Source organism: Sphingosinicella sp. BN140058, assembly GCF_004135585.1.
GTDB lineage: Bacteria > Pseudomonadota > Alphaproteobacteria > Sphingomonadales > Sphingomonadaceae > Allosphingosinicella.
On the sequence record NZ_CP035501.1, the window covers coordinates 450468 to 473136 of the forward strand.

Here is a 22669-nt window from a genome sequence, read left to right on the forward strand (position 1 = left end):
AAGCGAATGGTTCAGCGGGATCGGGCCCGCGTCGAGAGAGGATAGAAGATGGGATTGAGACTGGTTCAGCTGCGCGCGGGCGACGGCACCAACATGGTTGCGGCGCTCGCCGACGACGGCAGCGCCCGGCGCGTTCACGCCGCCAGCACCTATGCGCTCGCCCTTGCCGCGATCGACCAGGGCGAATCGCTGGAGAAAGCGGTCGCCGACCGGCTGACCGGAGAATCGATCGATCTCGCCGCCGCGGAAGTCGAGGGCCGGCTGCTGCCCGCGATCGGCCATGACGATCCCGCCCACATCCATCTGACCGGCACCGGCCTCACCCATCTCGGCTCGGCCGAGGGACGCGACAAGATGCACAAGGCGGCGGCGGGCGGCACCGTCACCGATTCGATGCGCATGTTCCAGATGGGCGTTGAAGGCGGCAAACCGGAAGCCGGCGCAACCGGCGTCCAGCCGGAATGGTTCTACAAGGGCGACGGCTCCTGCCTGGTCGGCCCGGGCGCGGACCTGCGGTCGCCCGGCTTCGCCGAGGACGGCAGCGAAGAGCCGGAGATTGCCGGCATCTACGTGATTGATCGTGCCGGCAATCCGCGCCGGCTTGGATTCGTGCTCGCCAACGAATTTTCCGACCACGTCACCGAACGCGGGAATTATCTCTGGCTCGCCCATTCCAAGCTGCGCCCGGCGGCGATCGGCGCCGAATTGCTGATCGGCGCCCTCCCCGACGATATCCGCGGCACCAGCCGCATCCTGCGCGACGGCGAGACGCTCTGGGAGAAGCCGTTCCTTTCCGGCGAAGCGAACATGTCGCACAGCATCGCCAATCTGGAGCACCACCATTTCAAGTACGAGCTGTTCCGCCGCCCCGGAGACATCCACGTCCACTTTTTCGGCACCGCCACCCTCTCTTTCTCCGAGGGAGTCACCACGCGCGAAGGCGACGTGTTCGAGATCGAGGCAGCGCCATTCCAGCTGAAGGTGCGCAACCGGCTCGCCTCTGCGGCCAGTGCGCCCGTCTCGGTGACCGCACTTTGACCGTGTCTACGATCAGGGTGGCGATCGTCGGCCTCGGCAAGATCGCGCGCGACCAGCATCTCCCGGCGATCGCCCGCAGCGAGGACTTCGAACTCGTCGCGATCGCGTCACGCAGCGCCACCGCCGATGCGGTGCCGAGCTTTGCGACGCTCGAAGACCTGATCGGCTCGGGCATTGCGCTCGACGCCGTATCTTTGTGCACGCCGCCGCAGGGCCGCCACGCCATCGCCCGCGCGGCGATCGACGCCGGCCTCCACGTCATGCTCGAAAAGCCACCCGGCGCCAGCGTCAGCGAGGTGCACGATCTCGCCGAGGCGGCGAAGGCGCGCGGGGTGAGCCTGTTCGCAAGCTGGCACACCCGTGCGGCGCCGGCGATCGAACCTGCCCGCGCGCTGCTCGCCGAACGGAACATCGAGAGCGTGAAGATCGTGTGGCGCGAGGACGTCCGCCGCTGGCATCCGGGGCAGGAGTGGATCTGGGAACCGGCCGGAATGGGCGTGTTCGACCCGGGCATCAACGCGCTGTCCGCCGCCACCCGGATCCTGCCGCGCGCCTTGTTCCTCTCCGACGCTCTGTTGTCGTTTCCGGAGAATCGCGTGGCGCCGATCGCGGCCCGCCTCAGCCTTTCAGACGCCGCCGGAACCCCGATCGACGCCGATTTCGACTGGCGCGAGACCGGGCCGCAAAGCTGGGACATCCACGTCGCCACCAAAGAAGGCCCGGTGCTGCTGTCCAAGGGCGGCGCTGCGCTGCAGGTCAACGGTGAGACGGTGATCGACGGCGGCGAGATCGAGGTCGAATATCCGAACCTCTACGCCCGCTTCGCCGAGCTCGTCCGTGGCAGAAACAGCGACGTCGATCTCGCCCCGCTCCGCCTCGTTGCCGACGCCTTCATGCTCGGCAGGCGCGAGCCGGTCGAAGCTTTCTTCGAATGATCGGCGCCGGGAGCCGGGCGTCTGCGTTGCTGCTTTCGCGCCGCACCTTTCTCGCCTCGGCCAGCGCCTTTGCCCTCGCGGGTCCCGCCCTGGCCGCCACGCGGGACACCGACGTGGTCAAGGCGCTGCCGCTGCCTTTGTCGGCGGTGCGACTGAAGCCGTCGCGCTACGCCGATGCAGTCGCGGCGAACCGCCGCTTCCTGCTGACGCTCGAACCCGGTCGCCTGCTCCACAATTTCCACAACGGGGCCGGGCTGCCGGTGCAGGGCGCCGTCTATGGCGGCTGGGAAGCGCGCGGCATCGCCGGTCACTCGCTCGGCCATTACCTCTCCGCCTGCGCGCTGCTCCATGCCCAGACCGGCGATGAGGGGGTGCGCGACCGTGTCCGCACGATCGTGGCCGAACTTGCCCGCTGCCAGCAGGCGCATGGCGACGGCTATGTCGGCGGCACCACCGTCGAGCGGGACGGGAAGATCGTCGACGGCAAGATCGTCTTCGAGGAAATCCGCAAAGGCGACATCCGCACCAGCGGCTTCGACATCAACGGCGGCTGGGTACCGCTCTACACCTGGCACAAGGTGCAAGCGGGCCTGATCGACGCGATCCGGTATGCGGAGGTGCCGGAGGCGCTGCCGGTGCTGACCGGACTTGCCGACTATCTCGCGGCGATCATCGAGGGGCTTTCGGACGACCAGGTACAGAAGCTTCTCGCAGCCGAATATGGCGGCCTCAACGAAGCTTATGCCGAGACTTTCGTGCTCACCGGCAACCGCCGCTATCTCGTCCTCGCCGAACGGATCCGCGACCGCAAGATCCTCGATCCGCTGACCGAGGGACGCAACATCCTCCCGGGACTCCACGCCAATACCCAGATCCCTAAGCTCATCGGTCTCGCGCGGCTGCACGAACTCGGCGGCAATCCGCGCCACGCGGCGGCGGCCCGCTTCTTTCACGAGACCGTGACGGGTCGGCACAGCTACGTGATCGGCGGCAATTCGGAACGCGAGCATTTCGGCAAGCCGGGAATTCTCTCGCCTTTTCTCACCGATCGCACCTGCGAAGCCTGCAACAGCTACAACATGCTGAAGCTCACCCGCCATCTCTACGGCTGGCAGCCGGACGCCGGCCTGTTCGACTATTACGAGCGCACCCACCTCAACCACATCCTGGCGCATCAGCACCCGAAGACCGGCATGTTCGCCTATTTCATGCCGCTCGCCTCCGGCGGGCGGCGAACCTGGTCGACCGTCGACGACAGTTTCTGGTGCTGCGTCGGCTCGGGGATGGAAAGTCACGCCAAACATGGCGACTCGATCTACTGGACGAACGCCGACACCCTGTTCGTCAACCTGTTCATTCCCTCGATGGCGACCTGGGCGGAACGCGGCCTCGCCGTCGAGCTCGACACCACATACCCCGATTCCGAGCGCGTCGGCCTGCGTGTCACCCGGGCGCCGGAGGCTGCGCTGGGGATCGCGCTGCGCCTTCCCGGCTGGTGCGCCGCGCCGCACGTGACCCTCAACGGCCGCGCGATCACCGATCGCGACAACGGTTATGCGCTGATCCGGCGCCGCTGGAAGACCGGCGACCGGCTCGAGCTGGCCCTGCCCATGACGCTTCGGACCGAGGCGATGCCGGACGATCCCAACCTCGTCGCCTTCGTCAACGGGCCGGTCGTGCTCGCCGCCGATCTCGGCCCCGCCGAGGCGCCGTTCGATCGCATGCCGCCGGCCCTCGTCGCCGCCGACGCTCTCGCGCGGATCACGCCGGCGGGAGATGCGCACGTCTTCCACGCCGCGGCCGCGGTGCCGGCGCCGGTGACGCTCCGCCCCTTCTACCGCCAATATGACCGCCGCACTGCCGTCTACTTCCCGCGCTTCGGCGCGGAGCAATGGCGCCGGCAGGAGACCGCGTTCGCCGCTGTCCAGGCCGAGAAACGGGCGCTCGAGGCGCGCACCGTCGACGTCGTCTATCTGGGCGAGATGCAGCCCGAGCGCGATCACGCCTTCCGCGCCAACCAAAGCGATTTGATCTCGTTCGAAGGCCGCAGCGGCCGGCAGGTCTGGTGGGGAGTCGGCAATTATCTCGAGGTGACGATGGCGGTTCGCCCCGGGCCGATGACGCTGCGTGCACTCTATTGGGGCGAGGAGGTCGACAAGAATTTCGACATCGCGGTCGATGGCACCCGGATAGCGAACGAGCGGCGCAAGTCGGAGCCGGTCAAGGCCTTCGTTTCCGTCGACTATTCCATCCCCGAGGCGTTGACCCGCGGCAAAGACCGGGTGGTGCTCCGCTTCGAGACCAAGGGCAGCGACGCCCCCGTCTACGAGTTGCGGATACTCGGCGCGCCGCCGGACCGCGCGGCCTGAACGCCCGCGCCCGCCAATGCGGCGCTCGCCGTACCTGCCGACCACCGCGCCAGGCGCCCCGCCCAGCACCGGCCCGAGGGCAGGTTTGTACGGACCTGCCCAGGCAAGGCGCCCAGCGGTACAGCCTCGGCCCCCCGCCCCCCTGGTCCCGCCTCAGTGGTTGTGCCGGGGCACGCCGAAGACCTGGCCGATCCGCTGATATTTGACGGCCGGCTCGATCACCGCGCCGGTCGACATCTGGCCGACCGTCTGGCGCGAAAGCTCCTGCCAGGGCGTCTGGTTGGCGGGATAGGCGTAGCCGCCCTGCGCCTCGAGCGCGGCACGCCGAGAGGCGAGCTCGGCGTCGGAGATCAGCACGTTCGCCTCTCCCTTGCGCAGATCGATCCGCACCTGGTCGCCGGTGCGCAGCAAGGCAAGGCCCCCCATCGCCGCAGCTTCCGGCGAGGCGTTGAGGATCGACGGAGAACCGGACGTTCCGGATTGGCGGCCGTCGCCCATGCACGGCAAGGCATGGATGCCCTTCTTGAGCAGATCGGCGGGCGGACGCATGTTGACCACTTCGGCAGCGCCCGGATAGCCGATCGGGCCGGCGCCGCGCATGATCAGGATCGTATCCTCGGTAATCCCGGCCGCAGGGTCGTCGATCCGGGCATGATAATCTTCCGGGCCGTCGAACACGACCACCGGCCCTTCGAACGCATCGGGATCGTCGGGATTGCTCAGCCAGCGGGCGCGGAACTCGTCCGAGATCACGCTCAGCTTCATGATCGCGCTGTCGAACAGATTGCCCCGAAGAACCGAGAAGCCCGCCGCCTCCTTGAGCGGACGCGCATATGGGCGGATCACCTTTTCGTCCTCGATCTCGACTCCGCGGCAATTGTCGCCGATGGTGCGGCCGTTCACCGTCATCGCCTGCTCCGCGATGAGCCCCTGGCGGATCAATTCGGCGACCACCGCCGGAACGCCGCCCGCCCGGTAGAAATCCTCACCGAGATATTCGCCGGCCGGCTGCAGATTGACCAGCAAGGGAATGTCGCGACCATAAGCCTGCCAATCGTCGACCGAGAGCTCCACGCCGATATGGCGCGCCAGCGCGGCGAGATGGATCGGGGCGTTGGTCGAGCCGCCGATCGCCGCATTGACCCGGATCGCGTTCAGGAAGGAGTCGCGGGTGAGCACGTCGGACGGCTTGCGGTCGTTCGCCACCATTTCGACGATCTGTAGACCGGTGCGATAGGCCGCCTCCTGACGATCGCGATAGGGCGCCGGGATTGCCGCCGAACCCGGCAGCGACATGCCCAACGCTTCGGCGAGCGAGTTCATCGTCGAGGCGGTGCCCATCGTGTTGCAGAAGCCGGTCGACGGCGCCGACGAGGCGACGAGCTTGATGAACCCCTGATAATCGATGTCGCCGGACGCGAGCAATTCGCGGGCCTTCCAGACGATCGTGCCGGAGCCGGTCCGCTCGCCCTTGTGCCAGCCGTTGAGCATCGGCCCGACGGAAAGCGAGATCGCTGGGATGTTCACCGTCGCCGCCGCCATCAGGCAGGCCGGCGTCGTCTTGTCGCAGCCGGTGGTGAGCACGACGCCGTCGAGCGGATAGCCGAACAGCACTTCGACGAGGCCGAGATAGGCAAGGTTGCGGTCGAGCCCGGCTGTCGGCCGCTTGCCCGTCTCCTGGATCGGATGCACCGGAAATTCGAACGGAATGCCGCCGGCCTCGATGATACCGGCGCGGATCCGCTCGGCGAGGACGAGATGGTGCCGATTGCACGGACTGAGATCGCTGCCGGTCTGGGCGATGCCGATGATCGGCTTGCCCGATTGCAGTTCCTCCAAAGCCAATCCGAAATTCATGTATCGCTCGAGATAGAGCGCGGTCATGTCCGCGTTGGAAGGATCATCGAACCACGCGCGGGAGCGGAGCTTGTGCGGATCGGGCGTCGGGTGATTGGCCATGTCTTTATCGTTCACCATCAGAGAAGTGGCTGGAGGGCGCAACGAGCCGGCGCGTCATGCGCTCCGCTCGACCGGATCGGAAGTGTCCGATAGGTCAGGATGACCGACGCGAATAGCCTTTCCATTACTCAGACAAGTGTCAAATTCTGTCGGTCATCACAAGGGATTTCAGAACAGGCCGGTGGCCGCCGCGACGCTACGGCTTCTCAGGCGTCGAGGCTGGATCATGGCTTCCGCTCGTGTATATACTCATACAAAAGCGGCGACGCCGCAAACAGGAGGGACTTGATGAAGGCGCTGACGACGACGATGATCCTGACGGCTGCAATGTTGACGGCCGCGCCGGCCGAAGCGGCGAGCGTGTCGCGTGCGCCGTTCGGGCAGATGCCGGACGGGGCGGCGGTTGAGGCGATCACCCTCACCAATGCATCCGGCATGCAGGCGCGGATCATCAGCTACGGCGCTGCCCTCCAGTCGCTGCTGGTGCCCGATCGCCATGAGGAGCTGGCCGACGTCACTTTGGGCTATCCGACAATGGCGGGCTATCTTGCCAAGGGCGAGTTCTTCGGTGCCACCGTCGGCCGGGTCGCCAACCGCATCGCCGGCGGCAAGTTCACGCTCGACGGCAAGGTGTACCAGACCCCGCTCAACGACGGGCCCAACGCGCTCCACGGCGGCAGCAAGGGCTTCGACAAGGTCAATTGGAAGGTGGCCGAGGTCAAGGACGGCCCCTCCGCAAGCGTCACCCTGCGCTACGTCAGCCCGCATCTCGACCAGGGCTATCCTGGCCAGCTCATCGTCACCGCCACCTATACGCTGGACGAGCAGAACGTGCTCGGCGTCGACTATCGCGCGACGACCGATCGCCCGACCGTCGTCAACCTTTCCAACCACGCCTACTGGAACCTTGCCGGCGAAGGCTCTCCGCAAGGCGCCATGGACCACATCCTCACCATCCCCGCCGAGCATTTCACCCCGGTCAACGCCACCCTGATCCCGACCGGTGAATTCCGCCCCGTCGCCGGCACCATCTTCGACTTCCGCCGCCCGACCCGCATCGGCAAGCGTGTCCGCACCAGCGAGGAGCAGATCCTGTTCGGCAAGGGCTATGACCACAATTGGGTGGTCGCCCGCGACCTTTCCCGCGAGCCGCGGCTGCTCGCCCGGGTCGAGGAGCCGAAATCCGGCCGGGTCATGCACGTCTTCTCGAACCAGCCCGGCATCCAATTCTATTCGGGCAATTTCCTCGACGGCACCATCGTCGGCAAATCCGGCCGCCTCTACCGCCAGGGCGACGCGATCGTGCTCGAACCGCAGATGTTCCCCGATACGCCCAACCAGCCCGCCTTCGGATCGGTGCGCCTCAACCCCGGCCAGACCTACCGAAACACCATCCAGTTCCGCTTCTCCACCGTCGGCAAATGAAGCGAGCGATTGGCCCCGCCTTGCCGATCCTCTAGTCTGGCAGGAGACGGAGGGAGGCAAGCAGCGGTGGCCGCGGGTTTCGAGATGATCGCGTGCGCGACGGCGGGCATCGAGGCGGTGCTCGCCGACTCCGCCCGGCAATTCGATCGGCACAGCCACGACCAGTTCGGGATCGGCGTGATCGACCGCGGCGCGCAGCATTCGGCCAGCGGGCGCGGTCCGGTGGAAGCGGGCCCCGGCGACGCGATCACCGTCAATCCGGGCGAAGTGCATGACGGCGTGCCGATCGGCGACGACGGGCGGCGCTGGCGGATGCTCTATTTCGCACCCCAGCTGATCGAGGCCGCTGCCCAGGACATCTTCCCAAGCTGTTCGGGCGGGTTCGCGCTGACCCGCCCAGTGATCGGCGACCGCCGCGTCGCCGCCCTGCTCCACCAGCTCTTCGCTGCCGAAACCGTTGCCGCCGATCCGCTCGCACGCGAACAGGGGCTGGTTCGTCTCCTCGCCGTCAGCGGCGGCATCGTGCCCGGCGGCGCCCCCTCCGCCTCGCCAGAAATCGGGCGCGCGCGTCAGCGGATCGAGGACGATCCCGGTCACCCCGTTTCCCTCTCCGAGCTCGCCGAGGTTGCCCGCATGAGCCGCTTTCAGCTGCTGCGCGAGTTCAAGCAGGAGAGCGGCCTCACCCCGCACGCCTATCTCATCCAGCGCCGCGTCGATCTGGCGCGGAGGCTGATCCGCTCCGGCGCCGGTCTCGCCGAAGCGGCAGTGGCCGCCGGCTTCGCCGACCAGAGCCACATGACGCGCATCTTCGTGCGCAGATACGGGCTGACCCCGGGCGCCTATGCGCGGGCGCTTCGCTGAAGCAGCCTTCTGCAATATCGTTCAAGATCGCGCCCGGGAGACGGGCCTAGGTTCCGGACCGAAAGGAACCATCATGAACGACACCCAATCCTATGTTCACGGCTACGACCTCACCGAGGCCAGCCGCCTCGCCGACCAAGCATCGGCGCTGCAGCCCCTGCTGCACGCCGACGTCGCCTATCCGCCGGGCTGCCGGGTGCTCGAGGCAGGGTGCGGCACCGGCGCCCAGACCGTCTCGCTCGCCAGGAACAGCCCCGGCGCGGAGATCGTCTCGGTCGACCGCTCTCCCCAGTCGCTGGCCGCGGCGCGCACCCGCATCGCCGCCGCCGGCGTGACCAACGTTCGCTTCCTCGAAGCGGACATCATGGACCTTCCTTTGGCCGACGCCTCGTTCGATCACGTCTTTCTCTGCTTCGTGCTCGAGCATCTCGCGAACCCGGCGGAAGCCCTTCGGCGCCTGCGGCGGCTGCTTCGGCCGGGCGGCACGCTCACGGTCATCGAGGGAGACCACGGCTCGACCTTCTTCCATCCCGAAGACGAGGCCGCGCGGGACGCGATTGCCGCTCTGGTGGCGCTGCAGCGCGCGTCCGGCGGCGACGCCAATATTGGGCGACGGCTTTACCCGCTGCTGCGCGAAACCGGATTCGGCGACGTGCGGACGATTCCGCTGCTCGTCTATGTGGACGGCAGCATGCCTGATCGCGCCGAGGGCTTCACCCGGCGCACCTTCGCCGCGATGATCGACGGCGCCGGCCCGGCCGCGGTGACTGCGGGCCTGATCGATCGCGATCGTCACGCCGCAGGCGTGCGCGCATTGCACCGTGCCGCCGAGCCGGACGGGATCTTCTCCTACACCTTCTTCAAGGCGGTCGCCAAAGGCTAGCTCGCGGCGGCCAGGCTCTCGCGCACGCGCGCCAGCGCGAGATCCTGCGGCGCCGCCTCCCCCATCAGGTCGAAGGCGCCGTTGAGCGCGAAGGTACAATGGCCGTGGACGGTCGCCACAAGCGAACGCGCCAGCCGCGGGGCGCCGGCGCGTGCCGCCTTCGGGAGCGACGCGGCGACCTCGCGCGTGACGATCTCGGTGAGCACGCTGCGGGCCTCATGGTCATCCGCGGCCAGCGACACGTCCGGCGGCAGGCGGTGATCGTAAATCGCCATCCAAAGATTCGCATTCTCGCGGGCAAAGCTGAAATAGCCGTCCACGAGCGCGGCGATGCGATCACCCTGCTCGTTCTCCAGCCGTGCCTCGAGATGGCGCGCCCACAGACCGAAGGTCCGCGTGTTGATTGCGGCGAGCAGGCGGTCGAGACTGCCGAACACGTTGTACAACGTGCCAATCGAATAGCCGATCCGCTTGGCGACCTCGCGGGCGGAGAAGCGCGAGAATCCGACCTCCGCCATCTGGCGGTGCCCCTCGGCGAGGATCAGCTCGGCAAGCTCGGCGCGGCTATGATCGGATCGTCTGCCCATGACAGCCGCCTAGGCGCCAAAATGAACATCGTCCATTATTTTAATTGAACAGTGATAATTTCTGTGCGAGACACCAGGGATGACGAGGGAGTTACACATGGCCGCACCCGATCTGTCTCTGCTTGGCAAGCGCCGCTTCGGCCCGCTTTTCGCCGTTCAGTTCCTCGGCGCGTTTAACGACAATCTCTTAAAGTTCGCTTTGCTGTTCCTCGCGAATTTCGGCCTCTACCGCGCCGAGCCGGACAAAGCGGAGATGCTGGCGACGATCGCCACCGGACTGTTCATCCTTCCCTATTTCCTGTTTTCGGCGCTCGCCGGCCAGCTCGCCGATTCGACCGACAAGGCGAAGCTCGTCCGGATCGTGAAGGCGGCCGAGATCGGCATCATGGCGGTCGCCCTCGCCGGCTTCTGGTTTCAGGCCGTGCCGCTGCTGCTCGGCAGCCTGTTCCTGATGGGGGTTCACTCAACCCTGTTCGGACCGGTCAAATATTCGATCCTGCCTCAGCACCTTGGGCCCAACGAGGTGATGGGCGGCACCGGCCTCATCGAAGCGGGCACCTTCCTCGCCATTCTCGGCGGTCAATTGCTCGGCGGCGTGGTGCCGCCCTGGGAAGCGGGGCTGATCGCCACCGGCCTCGCCATCGTCGGCTTCCTGTTCAGTCTCGCCGTGCCGAGCGCACCGGCGACGGCCGCTGGCCTCAGGGTCGATCTCAACATCTTCCGCAGCACCTGGGCGATCCTCAAGGGCGCCCGCCACGGCCGCGGCGTGTGGCTTTCGATCCTCGGCATCAGCTGGTTCTTCGCCGTGGGGGCCGTCCTGCTCTCCGAATTCGCACCCTTGGTCGGGAACGTGCTCCAGGCGGATCAGCAGGTCGCCACCCTCTTCCTGCTGGTCTTCTCGGTCGCGGTCGCACTCGGCTCCGTCGTCGTCAACAAGCTGCTCGGCGGCGAAGTCTCGGCCCGCTACGTGCCGATCTCGGCGCTCGCGCTCGCCGGCTTCATGGTCGATCTCTGGCTGTCGACCCGCGCCTACCAGCCGGTCGTCGCGGGGGCCACCATCGCGCAATTCGTCGCGTCCGAGGGCAGCTGGCGGATCCTCGTCGATCTTGCGGGTATTGCCTTTGCGGGCGGCATGTTCATCGTTCCGCTTTACGCGATCCTCCAGGTCCACAGCCCGGCGGAAGAGCGCTCGCGCACGATCGCCGCCAACAATATCATCAACGCCATCGTCACCGTCGTGATGGTCGCCGCGCTCGCCGGGCTGCTCGCCGCCGGAGTCACCATTCCCGGCATCGTCGCCATCCTCGGCTTCGCCACCCTGGTAGTCGCCCTGATCTCCTGCTGGCTGCTGCCGGAAACACTGATCAAGGCTCTGATTCGCTTTCTGCTCAGGCTCTTCTACCGGGTCGAGGTCTCGGGGTCCGAGAACATGCCGAAGCCCGGCGCTCCGGCGGTGGTCGTGGTCAACCACGTCTCCTTCCTCGACGGCCTGCTGCTCGCCGCCTTCCTGCCCGGCAGGCCGACCTTCGCCGTTCACACCACCATCGCCAAGGCCTGGTGGGTGCGCCCGTTCCTCGGCCTGTTCGACGCTTTCCCGGTCGATCCGACCAATCCGATGTCGGCCAAGGCGATGGTGCGCGCGGTGCGCGAAGGCCGCACACTGGTCATTTTCCCGGAAGGACGGATCACCGTCACCGGCGCCTTGATGAAGGTCTTCGACGGCCCCGGCATGGTCGCCGACAAGGCGGAGGCCGACATCGTGCCGGTGCGCATCGACGGTGCCCAATTCTCGCCTTTCTCGCGGCTGCGCGGCAAGGTCAGGCTGCGCAACTTTCCGAAGATCCGGCTGACCATCCTGCCGCCACGCCGTTTCGCGATCGAGGGTGCGATGAGCGCGCGCGAACGCCGCGCCATTGCCGGCCGCCGCCTGTACGACGAGATGAGCGAGATGATCTTTTCGACGTCCAACCGCGAACAGAGCCTCTACGACGCTCTGCTCGAGGCGCGGAAGATTCACGGCGCCAGCGCCAAGGTGGTCGAGGACGTCAAGCGCCGGCCGCTCAGCTACGGCCGGCTCGTCACCGGCAGCCTAGCGCTCGGCCGGGCGCTTGCCGCCGGAACCGCGCGGCACGAAGCGGTCGGCGTGCTGCTGCCCAACGTCTCCGCGGTGGTCGTCACCTTCTTCGGATTGCACGCCTTCGGCCGGGTACCGGCGATGCTCAACTATACGGCGGGCCTCAACAATCTGAAATCCGCCTGCACCGCAGCGGAGATCCGCACGATCGTCACCGCGCGCGCGTTCGTCGAACAGGCGAAGCTCAGCGACGTGCTCGCGGGTCTCGCCGCCGACGGCAAGACGATCGTCTACCTGGAGGATCTCGGAGCGCGTATCGGCGCCTTCGCCAAATTGCGCGCGCTCGTCGCCGCGAAATTCGCGCCGCGGCCGGTGCGGGTCGCGGCCGACGCGCCCGGCGTGATCCTGTTCACCAGCGGATCGGAGGGCGTCCCCAAGGGCGTCGTCCTCAGCCACGCCAATCTGCTGTCCAACTGCCGCCAGCTCGCCGCCCGGATTGATTTCAACCCTTCGGACATCGTGCTCAATGCGCTTCCCGTCTTCCACTCCTTCGGGCTGACCGGCGGCACCCTGCTGCCCTTGCTCAACGGCGTGAAGACATTGCTGTACCCGAGCCCGCTTCACTACCGGATCGTGCCGGCGCTCGCCTACGATGCCAATGCCACCATCCTGTTCGGCACCGACACCTTCCTCGCCGGCTATGCGCGTATGGCGCACGGCTACGACTTCTACTCACTCCGCTACATCTTCGCCGGTGCCGAGCGGGTGCGCGACGAAACCCGCGCCGTCTATTCCTCCAAATTCGGCCTGCGCATCCTCGAAGGCTATGGCGCCACCGAGGCGGGACCGGTGATCGCGGTCAACACGCCGATGCACTTCCGCGCCGGCAGCGTCGGCCGGCTGCTCCCCGGCGTGGAGGCGCGGCTGGAGCAGGTTCCGGGCATCGACGCCGGCGGGCGGCTGTTCATCCGCGGCCCCAACGTCATGGCCGGCTACCTCAAGGCCGAAGCACCCGGGCAGCTCCAGCCTCCCGAAGACGGCTGGCACGACAGCGGCGACATCGTCACCATCGATGCGGAGGGCTTCGTCACCATTTGCGGCCGCGCCAAGCGCTTCGCCAAGATCGGCGGCGAGATGGTGTCGCTGCCCGCGGTCGAAGGCTATGCCGCCGCGCTCTGGCCGGAGTCCGACCATGCCGTCGTCACCCGCCCCGATCCGCGCAAGGGCGAGCAGCTCGTCCTGTTCACCACCCGCAAGCACGCCGACGCCAAGGCGCTCCAGACATGGGGCCGCGCCAACGGCGTCACGGAATTGATGCTGCCGCGCGACGTCCGCATCGTCGACAGCCTGCCCGTACTCGGCACCGGCAAGCTTGATTACGTAACGATGGGGACCCTGGCGGGATCAACCGGAGTTGCCCCCGACTCGGAGCCTGACGAGGAAGCGGCCTGAACCCCGGGAGTAGCCGAGGGTCCAGAAAAGTCAGTCAGTCGCGCCGGGCTCCCGTCGCGAGTCGGCGTTGCGATCATCGGCGTGGTGCGCGACGGGTCTGAGACGATCGCGATCGAGCACCTGTTGATAGACGAGCGAGAGGTTGCGAAGGTCTTCGGCCTCGCTCTCGTCGGCAGCATCGGCGGCCAGATCGCGGGCCGCCTGTGCCCGCTCTTCAAGGGTTCCTGGGCCGGGCATCGTTCCTCGCTGTCGGCATAGCCTCATTACGCGCCCACCCCGCCGTCGTTCCACGAAGAAAATCGTTCAAAGTCAATTCTTTCGGCCCAGTGGAGGCGCATTGCAGAAGTTTGCCGGAGGGGATGCGCCCCGGGGGAACCTTCTTGCGATCCGGGACGCTTTGCGCGCTCGCCACCGAGAGACACTCATGACCCGATTTCATCATGCACGCGGGCCGGCCGAACGCGCCTGGTCCGGCTTCAGACTGGGGCTTTGCCGTTGATGCGGCTGGTCGAGGAGAATGCCGGCAGCGCCGAGATCCCGCTTGCGCCCGGTCCGTTACCCTGGATCACGACCCGTCCGGACAGCCCCTATTTCTTCACGGACGCCGGCGAGAGCTGGACGCCGATCGGTCAGAACGATGCAATCACCTGGCCCGAGCTTGCCGGCCTGTTCCGCAGGCGCGACCTTCCCGCCGTCGAACGACATCTCCGAATGCTCAAGGCGAACGGCATCACGTGCCTGCGGCTGATGCTGGAATATTGCCAGGGCGAGAACCGCTATCTGGAGCGGCCTGCCGGAACGTTCGCGCCGAACATGGTGCGGCTGTGGGACGATCTTTTTGCCCTGCTGGAGAAGGTCGGGCTGCATGTGCTGCTGACGCCCTACGATACCTTCTTCACCTGGATCCGCTGGCGGCATCACCCGTATAACAGAGCGAATGGCGGCCCCTGCCAAAGCCGGGGGCACCTGCTCACCTGTTCCGGGACCCGCGCGGCGATCAAGGCACGGCTCGCCTTCGCCTCCGATCGCTGGGGCGGGAGCCCGGCCCTGTTCGCCTGGGATTTGTGGAACGAGATGCATCCGGCCCACGGCGGCGACGACCCGGCGGCCTTCGCCCCCTTCATCGACGATGTCGGGCCCTGGCTGAAAGCGCGCGAGATCGCGCGGCACGGTCGCGCCCACCTGCAGACCGTGTCGATCTTCGGCCCCGAACTGATCAAGCATCCGTCGCTCGCCGCGCCGATCTTCCGTCATCCCGCGCTCGATTTTGCCAATACCCACCTCTACGAGAGCGGAACCATCGACGATCCCAGGGACACGATCGCTCCCGCGGTGGCGGCAGGACGGCTGATGCGCAGCGCCATCCAGGATGCGCGCGATCTGCGCCCGGTCTTCGATTCCGAGCACGGGCCGATCCACCGCTTCAAGGACAAGAAGCAGAACCTCCCGGAAGCCTTCGACGATCAGTATTTCCGCCACATTCAGTGGGCGCATCTGGCGAGCGGCGGTGCCGGCGGCGGCATGCGCTGGCCCAATCGCCACCCGCACGTTCTCACCCCCGGCATGCGCCGGGCGCAGCTGGCCCTCGCCGGCTTTCTGCCGCTGATCGACTGGAGGAACTTCCGTCGACGCAACATCAACGAAGAGTTGGAGGTATCGCATCCGGGCGTCACGGCCTTCGGATGCGCCGACGACAGACAGGCACTGATCTGGCTGGTGCGGCACGACATGCTTGGCAGCGACGGAATGGTCGCGGTCGATGCGCCGGCAATCTCGACCCTCCTTCGCATTCCCGCAATGCCGAACGGGCTCTATTCGGTGACGTTCTACGATACCGTGCGGGGGGTGCGCTTGATGGTGGGCTCCGCCCGATCGAGCGGAGAGCGCCTCGATATTCCCGAGATTTCCGTGCGAAGCGACGTTGCGGTAGCTGTGAGAAGATCCTCGTGAGCGCGCTTTGGACCCATCGCCACTAACCGACGTTAAGGCGCATGACCGGCTCGTTCGACGAGCCCGGCCTACTTTCCCGAATTGCCAAACGTCTCTTCCAGCCTGGAGCACCGCACATGGCCGTTTTCAACAAGGACATCATCGATCTCACCACCAAGAACAAGAACTTCCAGAAGGAAGTCTATTATGACGAGAATTGCCAGATCGTCATGATGAGCATCGAGCCGGGCGACGACATCGGCGAAGAAACGCACGATGCCGATCAGACCACCTTCTTCGTCTCGGGCGAAGGCCAGGCGGTGGTCGAGGGCAGCCGCACCAAGGTGGTCGCCAACCGGATCATCGTCATTCCCAAAGGCTCGAAGCACAACATCATCAACAAGGGCGACGAACCCTTGAAGCTGTTCACCGTCTATTCGCCGCCGGCGGAGGAACAGGGCATCAGCCACAAGACGAAGGAAGAAGCCGAAGCCGCCGAGGAATGATTGCGGGTGCGGCGGCGAAGCCTGTGCAGCGCTGCGCAGCTCCGCCGCCGATCACCGTGTAATTGCTAGGTATCGGGTCGCATTTCACGACCGTATAGGAGGTCTCGCCGTCCGGAAGCACTCCCCCTGCTGAGGACGGTCTGGCCGGGGCCTGTATGCGTTTTCCCCCCCACCTTTTCTGCCCCGGCCCCCCTCCCTTCCCGATTGTGCGTGACGTTGCGGGATCAAGCCCTGATCAGGCGGCAAGGTCGGCCAACCAGCCGACATGCTTCTTGAGCCACGCGCGGATCAGGTCCAGTTCCTGTTCCACGATCTGCTCGCCCGGTTCGAAGGGGCATTCGTCGAAATAGCGCGCCCGATGGCCGGCCCCGTCCGGCGTGACATGTCCGGTGTCGATGGAGTGGCGCCAGGTTTCCGCATGCGCCTTCCATTCGGCCTGATCGACCAGCGTTGGTGCATCGAGCCAGACGTTCCAGGTCAGCACGTTGCCGACCTTCAGCAGATTGCCCGACGCGAGATTGAAGATCTCCATGACCATCGCGTTGAAGTCGTCGACCATCGGATTGTGGCGCGACAGGATCGGCCCGATCTGAACGGAGACGTTTGCGACTGCCCAGGCCTCCTCCGCATGCAGCGCGAAGGGCGGGTTCGGAAAGTCGGGATTGATCCCGGATCGCACCTGGATGATCGGCTGCGAGGGGTCGCCGACGCGGTGCAAGGTGACCTGGATGGCATTGGCCTTGTCGAGCGGGAACGGCAGCTTCTCGACCTTGAGGATCATTTCGAGCAGCTTGTAGATCCGCTTTGTCTTCGCCGACGGACCGAACCAGATCTTCCCGGTGACGGTCATGTCGGCGGCGACGAGATCGGCGTCGAGATCGCCTGCCTGCTCGTTCACCCAGCCGCGCTGGGCATTCACCGTCACTTCGATGTTGAGGTCGCCGAGATTGGGGGAATACGCTCCCTGCTGTGGGCAGATGATCGAATAAACCCGGCCGGCCGCATCGTAGCCGGCGCGGGAGATGTCGGGTGCGAACATCTGGTAGCAGCGCGACTGCGGATTGCCGACTATCGTTTCCCAGCTGAATTCGGGCCACAGCACGTCCAATTGCCGCTGCAGCAGCGGAATGTTCGCCATGTTGTCGAGCATCGGCAGCGAGGTGAGATCCGGGTCGGGATAGGCGAAGGCGGGATTGGAAGTCGAGAAACCGCCGATCCAGCCGGGCGCAGGCGTTTTCGACGGAATGATCGGGTTGGTCGCCATGGTGCATCTCCCCAGACGCCGATCGCAGCGCCATGCCGTGATTGGCGCGGCCTGCGCGATCGGCCGGAAATACTATATCGGGTCCGGAACGGGATCGTCGATCCGATCGGTCCTGATTGAACCAATCTCCGCCGCGCGATCAGGCGCACGGCACCGCACGCGCGGCGCCAAGTACCGGCAGCAGCAGCAGCAGCCACGGTGCGCACAATGCGCTGATCTCACATGCAAAAGGAAATGGCGCGCCCGAAAGGATTCGAACCTCTGACCCCCAGATTCGTAGTCTGGTGCTCTATCCAGCTGAGCTACGGGCGCCCGGTGACGGGGCCTTTAGGGCGAAGATTCGGACGTGGCAAGCCCGTTCTCCGGAAAAACGTAATCGCTTTGTCATCGATGCGCCCCGCCTGCCCGGAGGCGCTTCCACCCCGCTGCTTCACCCTTTAGGAAGGCGCGATGAAGATCGCCCTCCCCTTTGCCGCCGCCGGCTGTCTGTTGCTGGCCGCGGGGTGCGCGGCCCCCGGTCCGTTTCCATCGCTCGCGCCGCGCCCGGCCGAGGCGCTCTATGCTTCGGGCGATCCGGAGCGGGTGCCGGTGCCTGCGCCGGATCGGCCCGCAATCGCCTCGCGCATTGCCGAGTTCGCAGCGGCGGCGCGTGCCGGAGATGCCGCGTTCGGTGAGGCCGTCGCCGCGGCGCGGCCGATCGTCGGACGGGCGGGCGGCGCGGGAAGCGACAGCTGGGTGGCGGCGCAGCAGGCCGTCTCGCGCGCGCAGACCGGGCGCAGTGCGACCCTGCGGGCGCTCGCCGATCTCGACGCCTTCGCCATCGCCCAGGCTGCGGAAGGACCGCTCAGCGCCGGCGACGGCGAGAGGCTGCAGGCCGCGACGAAAGCGCTTCAGGCCCTCGCCGACCGCCAGCAGGGGCAACTCGCCGAATTCGAGCAGCGGCTCAGCCGCTGATCGCCTTTGCGTGCGCTTTCGCAAGCGCGACATAATGGGCAACGCCCTGCGCCTGCCCGGCCAGTTCCGCCTCGGTGAGATCACGAACATATTTGGCGGGGCGACCAGCCCAGAGCTGGCCCGATCGGATGATCTTGCCGGGAGTCAGCATCGCCCCCGCCGCGAGCATGCCGCCGCTCTCTATCTCGCATCCGTCCATCACAATCGCGCCGAGACCGACGAAGGCGCGATCGTGCAAGATACAGCCGTGGACCATCGCCAGGTGGCCGATTAGCACATCGGCGCCGATGATCGTGGGATGGCCGGGCCAGGCCCCGGGCTTCGGCGAATCGACATGGACGACGCTGCCGTCCTGGATGTTCGTCCGCGCGCCGATGCGGATGCGGTTGACGTCGCCACGCAGCACGCAATTGTACCAGATGCTGGCATCGGCCCCGATCTCGATGTCGCCGATCAGCCGCGCGCCGGGTGCAACGAAGGCGTTCGGATCGATCCGCGGCGCATGGCCGGCGAAGGGGATCAGCTGCGCCATTCGTCGCGTGCGATCCGGTAGACGATGACGATGCCTTCGGCCCAGGCCGGTCCCCGATAATCGAGCTCGGGATGACGGACCATGCCGAGGCGCTCCATCAATCCCCAGCTCGGGCTATTGCCCTGCACGGTCAGCGCCACGACACGCTCTGCGCCGAGCGCTTCGAACGCGAAGTCGAGGGAGGCGGTTGCCGCCTCCTTGGCATAGCCCTGCCCCCATGCATCCTCGCGCAAGCGCCAGCCGATCTCCAGCTCCCCCGCCACCGGGCTGCCGGCGTCGTCGGCGATCTTCAGGCCGCAAAAGCCGAGCAAGGCGTCGTCCGATTTCCGCTCCACCACCCAGAAGGTGTGGCCGAGCGTCTCCTGCCACGGGATGAAGCGATCGACGATACGGGCTTCGAGCGCGGCAGGCTCCAGCACGCCGCCGAGCCACCGCATCACGCCGGGCGTGTTGGTGTAGCGGACGAACGGCGCCACGTCGTCCCGGGTCCAATTGCGCAGCCGCAGCCGCTCGGTCTCGATCATGGCAGATCCTTCATCACGTCGGGTACCCAATTCTGCCAATTCTCGAGCAAGGGCAGGATGCTGGCGTGATCGTCGGTCCAGCCGGCGAAATCCTTGCGCGCCTTGAGCGGACGCCAGAGATAGGCGTCGTCCGCACTTGCGATCTGAAGCGCGAGCAGGGTGTCGAGATCGGGCGCCATGGCGATCCAGACCGATGCAGTCATGTTCCGGGCCTGCTCCGGCTCCGTCGGCGAATATTCGAAGATCCGGGCATTCCAGCCGTCCCGCTTGGCTGCGGCCGCGAGCACCGGCTCGAGATCGAGGTAGCGGTTGGAAATGTGAACCATCAGGATACCGGTCGGCGACAGCGCCCGGCGATAGACTTGCAGCGCCTCGCGGGTGAGAAGGTGCATCGGCACCGAATCCGAGGAGAAGGCATCGATCGCGAGCAGATCGAGCGATGCCGGCGCCGCGCGGGACAGGCTGAGGCGGGCGTCGCCGAGCACGATCTTCGCCTGCGGCGCGCAGCGGCTGAGGAAGGTGAAGCGCGACGGATCGCGGGCGATCCTGACGATCGCCGGATCGATCTCGAAAAACCGCCAATCCTGACCCGGCAGCGCGTAGCAGGAGAGCGTTCCGGTGCCGAGCCCGACGACGCCGACCCGCGGATGGCCGCCATGGTAGACTTCCAGAGATGCCATGGCATGGCCGATCCCCGATCGACGGGCGTAATAGGTCGTCGGCTCGATCTCGCCCGAGGGGCCGAGATTCTGCACGCCGTGGAGGGTGGTGCCATGGATCAGCACCCGTGCCGGCGGATCGTCTCGGGTGCTGACCGAATAGACGCCGAAGTAGGAACGGCTGCGATCGGCATGACGGCTCTCGTCGAGCGTGTGCCAACCGCCATAGCTCAGCATCAGGGCCGCGATGCACAGGCCGAAGAGCACGCGCCGGCCGACGAACAGCAACGCCAGCAGCGAGATCGCGATGCTGAAGGCAAGCGCGCCATTGGCGTCGATCCACGGCCACGGCTTCATGTCCGCGCAGTAGGACAGCAGAAAGGCGGCGAGAACGATAGTCGCGGCAAGCCAGCGGGGCATCCGTTCCGCCCAGGGGATCAGTGCGGATTGCGGTACCAGCATGGCCGCCGCCAGGATCAGCAGCGGGTGCTCATAGGTCCAATCGAACACCGTCGGTGCGATCAGCGCGCAGAAGACGCCGCCGACCATGCCGCCGACCGCCATCGCAAGATAGAAAGCGGTGAGATGGCCGGCCGCCGGGCGGGTCCGGTACATCGCGCTGTGCAGCGCGACCCCGACCGCGAACAGCAGCAGCAGGCCGAGCGTTGCCATGAAGAAGGGCCCGCGCGCGCCGCTGCTGAACGCCAGTCCGCCGCCGATCAGGAGGATGAAGGGTGCTGCGATGGTGATGAGGTCAGCCGCCCTCCGCCGCTCGGCGAAGGCGACGACGAAGCTCAGCAGATAAAGGCCGAGCGGCACGACCCAGAGCAGGGGCATGGCGACGATGTCGGTGGTGAGATGGGTGGTCGTCGACAGCATCAGCCCCGACGGCACCGCCGCCAGCGCCACCCAGCGCAGGAGCTGCCGCAGCGAGGGCGCCGCTTCCGCCTGGTCGACCTCAGTCTCTTCGATCGCCCCCGGCGGCACCGTCAGCGCGCACAGGCCGACGAGCAGCACCAGCAACGCATAGCCGCAGGTCCACAACAGGCTTTGCTGCTGCAGAGACATCAGCGGTTCGACCAGCAGAGGATAGGAGAGCAGGCCGGCGAAACTGCCGAGATTGGACGCGGCGTAGAGCGGATAAGGATCGCCGCGGCCGAAATCGAGCGCATACCAGCGCTGCATCAGCGGCGCCTGTGCCGACACGATGAAGAAGAGCGGGCCGATCGAGCTCAGCAGAAACCAGGGCGCCCAAAGGGCCGGGGAAGCCTCGGGCGGCAGCACGCCGCCGCCGATGCCGAGCGGCAGCCACAGGGCGGCGACCGCGAACAGCGCCAGATGCACGCCGGCCTGCCGCCGCGGCGCCAGCCGCGCCAGGAAATGGGCATAGGCATAACCGCCGAGAAGCAGCGCCTGGTAGACCAGCATCGCGCTGTTCCACACGGCCGGTGCGCCGCCGAGCCGCGGCAGGGCCATGCGCGCAACCATCGGCTGGGTGAGAAACAGCAGGAACGACCCGGTGAGGATCGTCAGCAGGAAGAGCGGCCGGACGTAACGGCCGACCGGTGCGGCCCCGGCGGTCGCGGTCGTGCTCACGGACCAACCCGGGAAAAGAACACGCGCACCGTCAATTTCCACTCTCCCGCTCTTCGGAGCAAAATGATCGTCCGCTTACCTGATCTCGCCCGATGTCGAAAGGAAGGGTCAGGCGCCGAGCAGCCGGGCGGCGTGCGCCGCATGATAGGTGAGGATGCCGGAGCACCCCGCGCGCTTGAAGGCGGTCAGGCTCTCGATCACCATCGGGTCGCGCTCGGCGCAGCCGGCGGCGACTGCGGCTTCGATCATCGCATATTCGCCGGACACGTGATAGGCGAAGACCGGCACTTCGAACCGATCCTTCACCCGCCGGATGATGTCCAGATAGGGCATGCCGGGCTTCACCATCACCGTGTCGGCGCCCTCGGCGAGATCGAGCGCGACCTCGCGCAGCGCCTCTTCGGCATTGGCATAGTCCATCTGGTAAGTCTTCTTGTCGCCCTTGAGCAGCCCGCGCGAGCCCACGGCATCGCGGAACGGCCCGTAAAAGGCGCTCGCATATTTGGCGGCATAGGCCATGATCTGGACGTTGTGATTTCCATCCCGCTCCAGCGCTTCGCGGATCGCGGCGACACGGCCGTCCATCATGTCCGACGGCGCAACGATGTCGGCGCCGGCTGCCGCCTGGACGAGCGCCTGCTCGACCAGGACGCCGCTGGTGCGGTCGTTCAGAACATATCCGGCGTCGTCGACGATGCCGTCATGGCCGTGGCACGTGTAGGGATCGAGCGCGACATCGGTGAGGATGCCGACCTCGGGTGCGGCTTCCTTGGCGGCGCGGACCGCGCGGCAGATGAGATTGTCCGGATTGAGCGCCTCGCGGGCGTCGTCGCTGCGCAATTCGCGCGGGGTGTTGGGGAACAGCGCGATGCAGGGGATGCCGAGGTCGCGGGCTTCGCGGGCCCGTTCGGCGATACGGTCGACCGACCAGCGCGACACGCCCGGCAAGGTCGTGATCGGCTCTTCGACCCCACTTCCCTCGGCGATGAACAGCGGCCAGATCAGGTCGGACGGAGTCAGGACATGTTCGGCGACCATCGCCCGGCTCCAGGCATTGGCTCGGGTGCGACGCATCCGCAGGGCGGGAAAGGAAGCGTAAGTCATCGCCGCGCTCTAGATCGT

The 22669-nt window shown here is 66.7% G+C and carries 18 protein-coding genes and 1 tRNA gene; 10 read left to right on the plus strand and 9 right to left on the minus strand.

The window, feature by feature from the left end; genetic code table 11:
- The first annotated feature begins 48 nt into the window (after positions 1 to 48).
- The 3 genes from araD1 to ETR14_RS02035 are packed head-to-tail and all read left to right on the plus strand — an operon-like array spanning position 49 to position 4342.
- The gene (gene araD1, locus ETR14_RS02025) at positions 49 to 1038 is read left to right on the plus strand and encodes an AraD1 family protein (RefSeq protein ID WP_129383127.1); all 990 of its coding nucleotides are present in this window, start codon (positions 49 to 51) and stop codon (positions 1036 to 1038) included.
- Positions 1039 to 1040: 2 nt separating this feature from the next.
- Positions 1041 to 1973 carry a Gfo/Idh/MocA family protein gene (locus ETR14_RS02030; RefSeq protein WP_129383128.1) on the plus strand — a complete coding sequence of 311 codons (933 nt, stop codon included), beginning with the start codon at positions 1041 to 1043 and terminating at the stop codon, positions 1971 to 1973.
- Between the two features lie 26 nt (positions 1974 to 1999).
- A complete protein-coding gene (locus ETR14_RS02035) occupies positions 2000 to 4342 on the plus strand; it encodes a glycoside hydrolase family 127 protein (RefSeq protein WP_243455722.1) in 2343 nt (780 codons plus the stop codon).
- Positions 4343 to 4495: 153 nt separating this feature from the next.
- Here ETR14_RS02035 and ETR14_RS02040 read toward each other — a convergent pair whose 3' ends face one another.
- On the minus strand, positions 4496 to 6301 hold the full coding sequence (locus tag ETR14_RS02040) for an IlvD/Edd family dehydratase (RefSeq protein ID WP_129383130.1): 1806 nt from the start codon (positions 6299 to 6301) through the stop codon (positions 4496 to 4498).
- A 288-nt stretch (positions 6302 to 6589) separates the two neighbouring features.
- Here ETR14_RS02040 and ETR14_RS02045 point away from each other — a divergent pair, with 288 nt between their 5' ends.
- From ETR14_RS02045 to ETR14_RS02055, 3 genes are all read left to right on the plus strand, one after another.
- A complete protein-coding gene (locus ETR14_RS02045) occupies positions 6590 to 7726 on the plus strand; it encodes an aldose epimerase family protein (RefSeq protein WP_129383131.1) in 1137 nt (378 codons plus the stop codon).
- A gap of 66 nt (positions 7727 to 7792) precedes the next feature.
- Positions 7793 to 8587, plus strand: a complete 795-nt coding sequence (locus ETR14_RS02050) for an AraC family transcriptional regulator (protein WP_206185944.1) — start codon at positions 7793 to 7795, stop codon at positions 8585 to 8587.
- 73 nt (positions 8588 to 8660) lie between these two features.
- Complete coding sequence (locus ETR14_RS02055; RefSeq protein WP_129383132.1) at positions 8661 to 9470, plus strand: methyltransferase domain-containing protein; 810 nt, start codon at positions 8661 to 8663, stop codon at positions 9468 to 9470.
- Here ETR14_RS02055 and ETR14_RS02060 read toward each other — a convergent pair.
- Positions 9467 to 10057 carry a TetR/AcrR family transcriptional regulator gene (locus ETR14_RS02060; RefSeq protein ID WP_129383133.1) on the minus strand — a complete coding sequence of 197 codons (591 nt, stop codon included), beginning with the start codon at positions 10055 to 10057 and terminating at the stop codon, positions 9467 to 9469. The genes ETR14_RS02055 and ETR14_RS02060 overlap by 4 nt on opposite strands.
- A gap of 97 nt (positions 10058 to 10154) precedes the next feature.
- On the opposite strand from ETR14_RS02060, the gene ETR14_RS02065 reads away from it, so the two are divergent.
- Positions 10155 to 13583 carry an acyl-[ACP]--phospholipid O-acyltransferase gene (locus ETR14_RS02065; protein ID WP_243455723.1) on the plus strand — a complete coding sequence of 1143 codons (3429 nt, stop codon included), beginning with the start codon at positions 10155 to 10157 and terminating at the stop codon, positions 13581 to 13583.
- 30 nt (positions 13584 to 13613) lie between these two features.
- On the opposite strand, the gene ETR14_RS02070 is transcribed toward ETR14_RS02065, so the two are convergent.
- Positions 13614 to 13820, minus strand: coding sequence for a hypothetical protein (locus ETR14_RS02070; RefSeq protein WP_129383134.1), 207 nt, complete (start codon positions 13818 to 13820; stop codon positions 13614 to 13616).
- A gap of 261 nt (positions 13821 to 14081) precedes the next feature.
- Here ETR14_RS02070 and ETR14_RS02075 point away from each other — a divergent pair, with 261 nt between their 5' ends.
- Positions 14082 to 15533 (plus strand): hypothetical protein, encoded by a 1452-nt coding sequence (locus tag ETR14_RS02075; RefSeq protein WP_206185945.1) that lies wholly within the window; start codon positions 14082 to 14084, stop codon positions 15531 to 15533.
- Between the two features lie 116 nt (positions 15534 to 15649).
- Positions 15650 to 16018 carry a cupin domain-containing protein gene (locus tag ETR14_RS02080; RefSeq protein WP_129383135.1) on the plus strand — a complete coding sequence of 123 codons (369 nt, stop codon included), beginning with the start codon at positions 15650 to 15652 and terminating at the stop codon, positions 16016 to 16018.
- Positions 16019 to 16253: 235 nt separating this feature from the next.
- On the opposite strand, the gene ETR14_RS02085 is transcribed toward ETR14_RS02080, so the two are convergent.
- Positions 16254 to 17282 (minus strand): hypothetical protein, encoded by a 1029-nt coding sequence (locus ETR14_RS02085; protein WP_129383136.1) that lies wholly within the window; start codon positions 17280 to 17282, stop codon positions 16254 to 16256.
- Between the two features lie 235 nt (positions 17283 to 17517).
- A tRNA-Arg gene (locus ETR14_RS02090) sits at positions 17518 to 17594 on the minus strand.
- Positions 17595 to 17732: 138 nt separating this feature from the next.
- Between ETR14_RS02090 and ETR14_RS02095 the strand changes: the two genes are divergently transcribed.
- Positions 17733 to 18236: a hypothetical protein gene (locus ETR14_RS02095; RefSeq protein ID WP_129383137.1), complete on the plus strand. Its 504-nt coding sequence runs from the start codon at positions 17733 to 17735 to the stop codon at positions 18234 to 18236.
- Here the strand turns inward: ETR14_RS02095 and ETR14_RS02100 are convergent.
- The 4 genes from ETR14_RS02100 to hemB all read right to left on the minus strand — a co-directional run bounded on the left by ETR14_RS02100 (position 18226) and on the right by hemB (position 22651).
- Positions 18226 to 18768: a gamma carbonic anhydrase family protein gene (locus ETR14_RS02100; RefSeq protein ID WP_129383138.1), complete on the minus strand. Its 543-nt coding sequence runs from the start codon at positions 18766 to 18768 to the stop codon at positions 18226 to 18228. The genes ETR14_RS02095 and ETR14_RS02100 overlap by 11 nt on opposite strands.
- Entirely contained in the window at positions 18756 to 19292 is a 537-nt protein-coding gene (locus tag ETR14_RS02105; protein WP_129383139.1) for a GNAT family N-acetyltransferase, read from the minus strand. The genes ETR14_RS02100 and ETR14_RS02105 overlap by 13 nt, the downstream gene beginning before the upstream one ends.
- Complete coding sequence (locus ETR14_RS02110) at positions 19289 to 21547, minus strand: fused MFS/spermidine synthase (protein ID WP_129383140.1); 2259 nt, start codon at positions 21545 to 21547, stop codon at positions 19289 to 19291. The genes ETR14_RS02105 and ETR14_RS02110 overlap by 4 nt, the downstream gene beginning before the upstream one ends.
- 108 nt (positions 21548 to 21655) lie before the next feature.
- Complete coding sequence (gene hemB, locus ETR14_RS02115) at positions 21656 to 22651, minus strand: porphobilinogen synthase (protein WP_129383141.1); 996 nt, start codon at positions 22649 to 22651, stop codon at positions 21656 to 21658.
- Positions 22652 to 22669 lie beyond the last annotated feature (18 nt).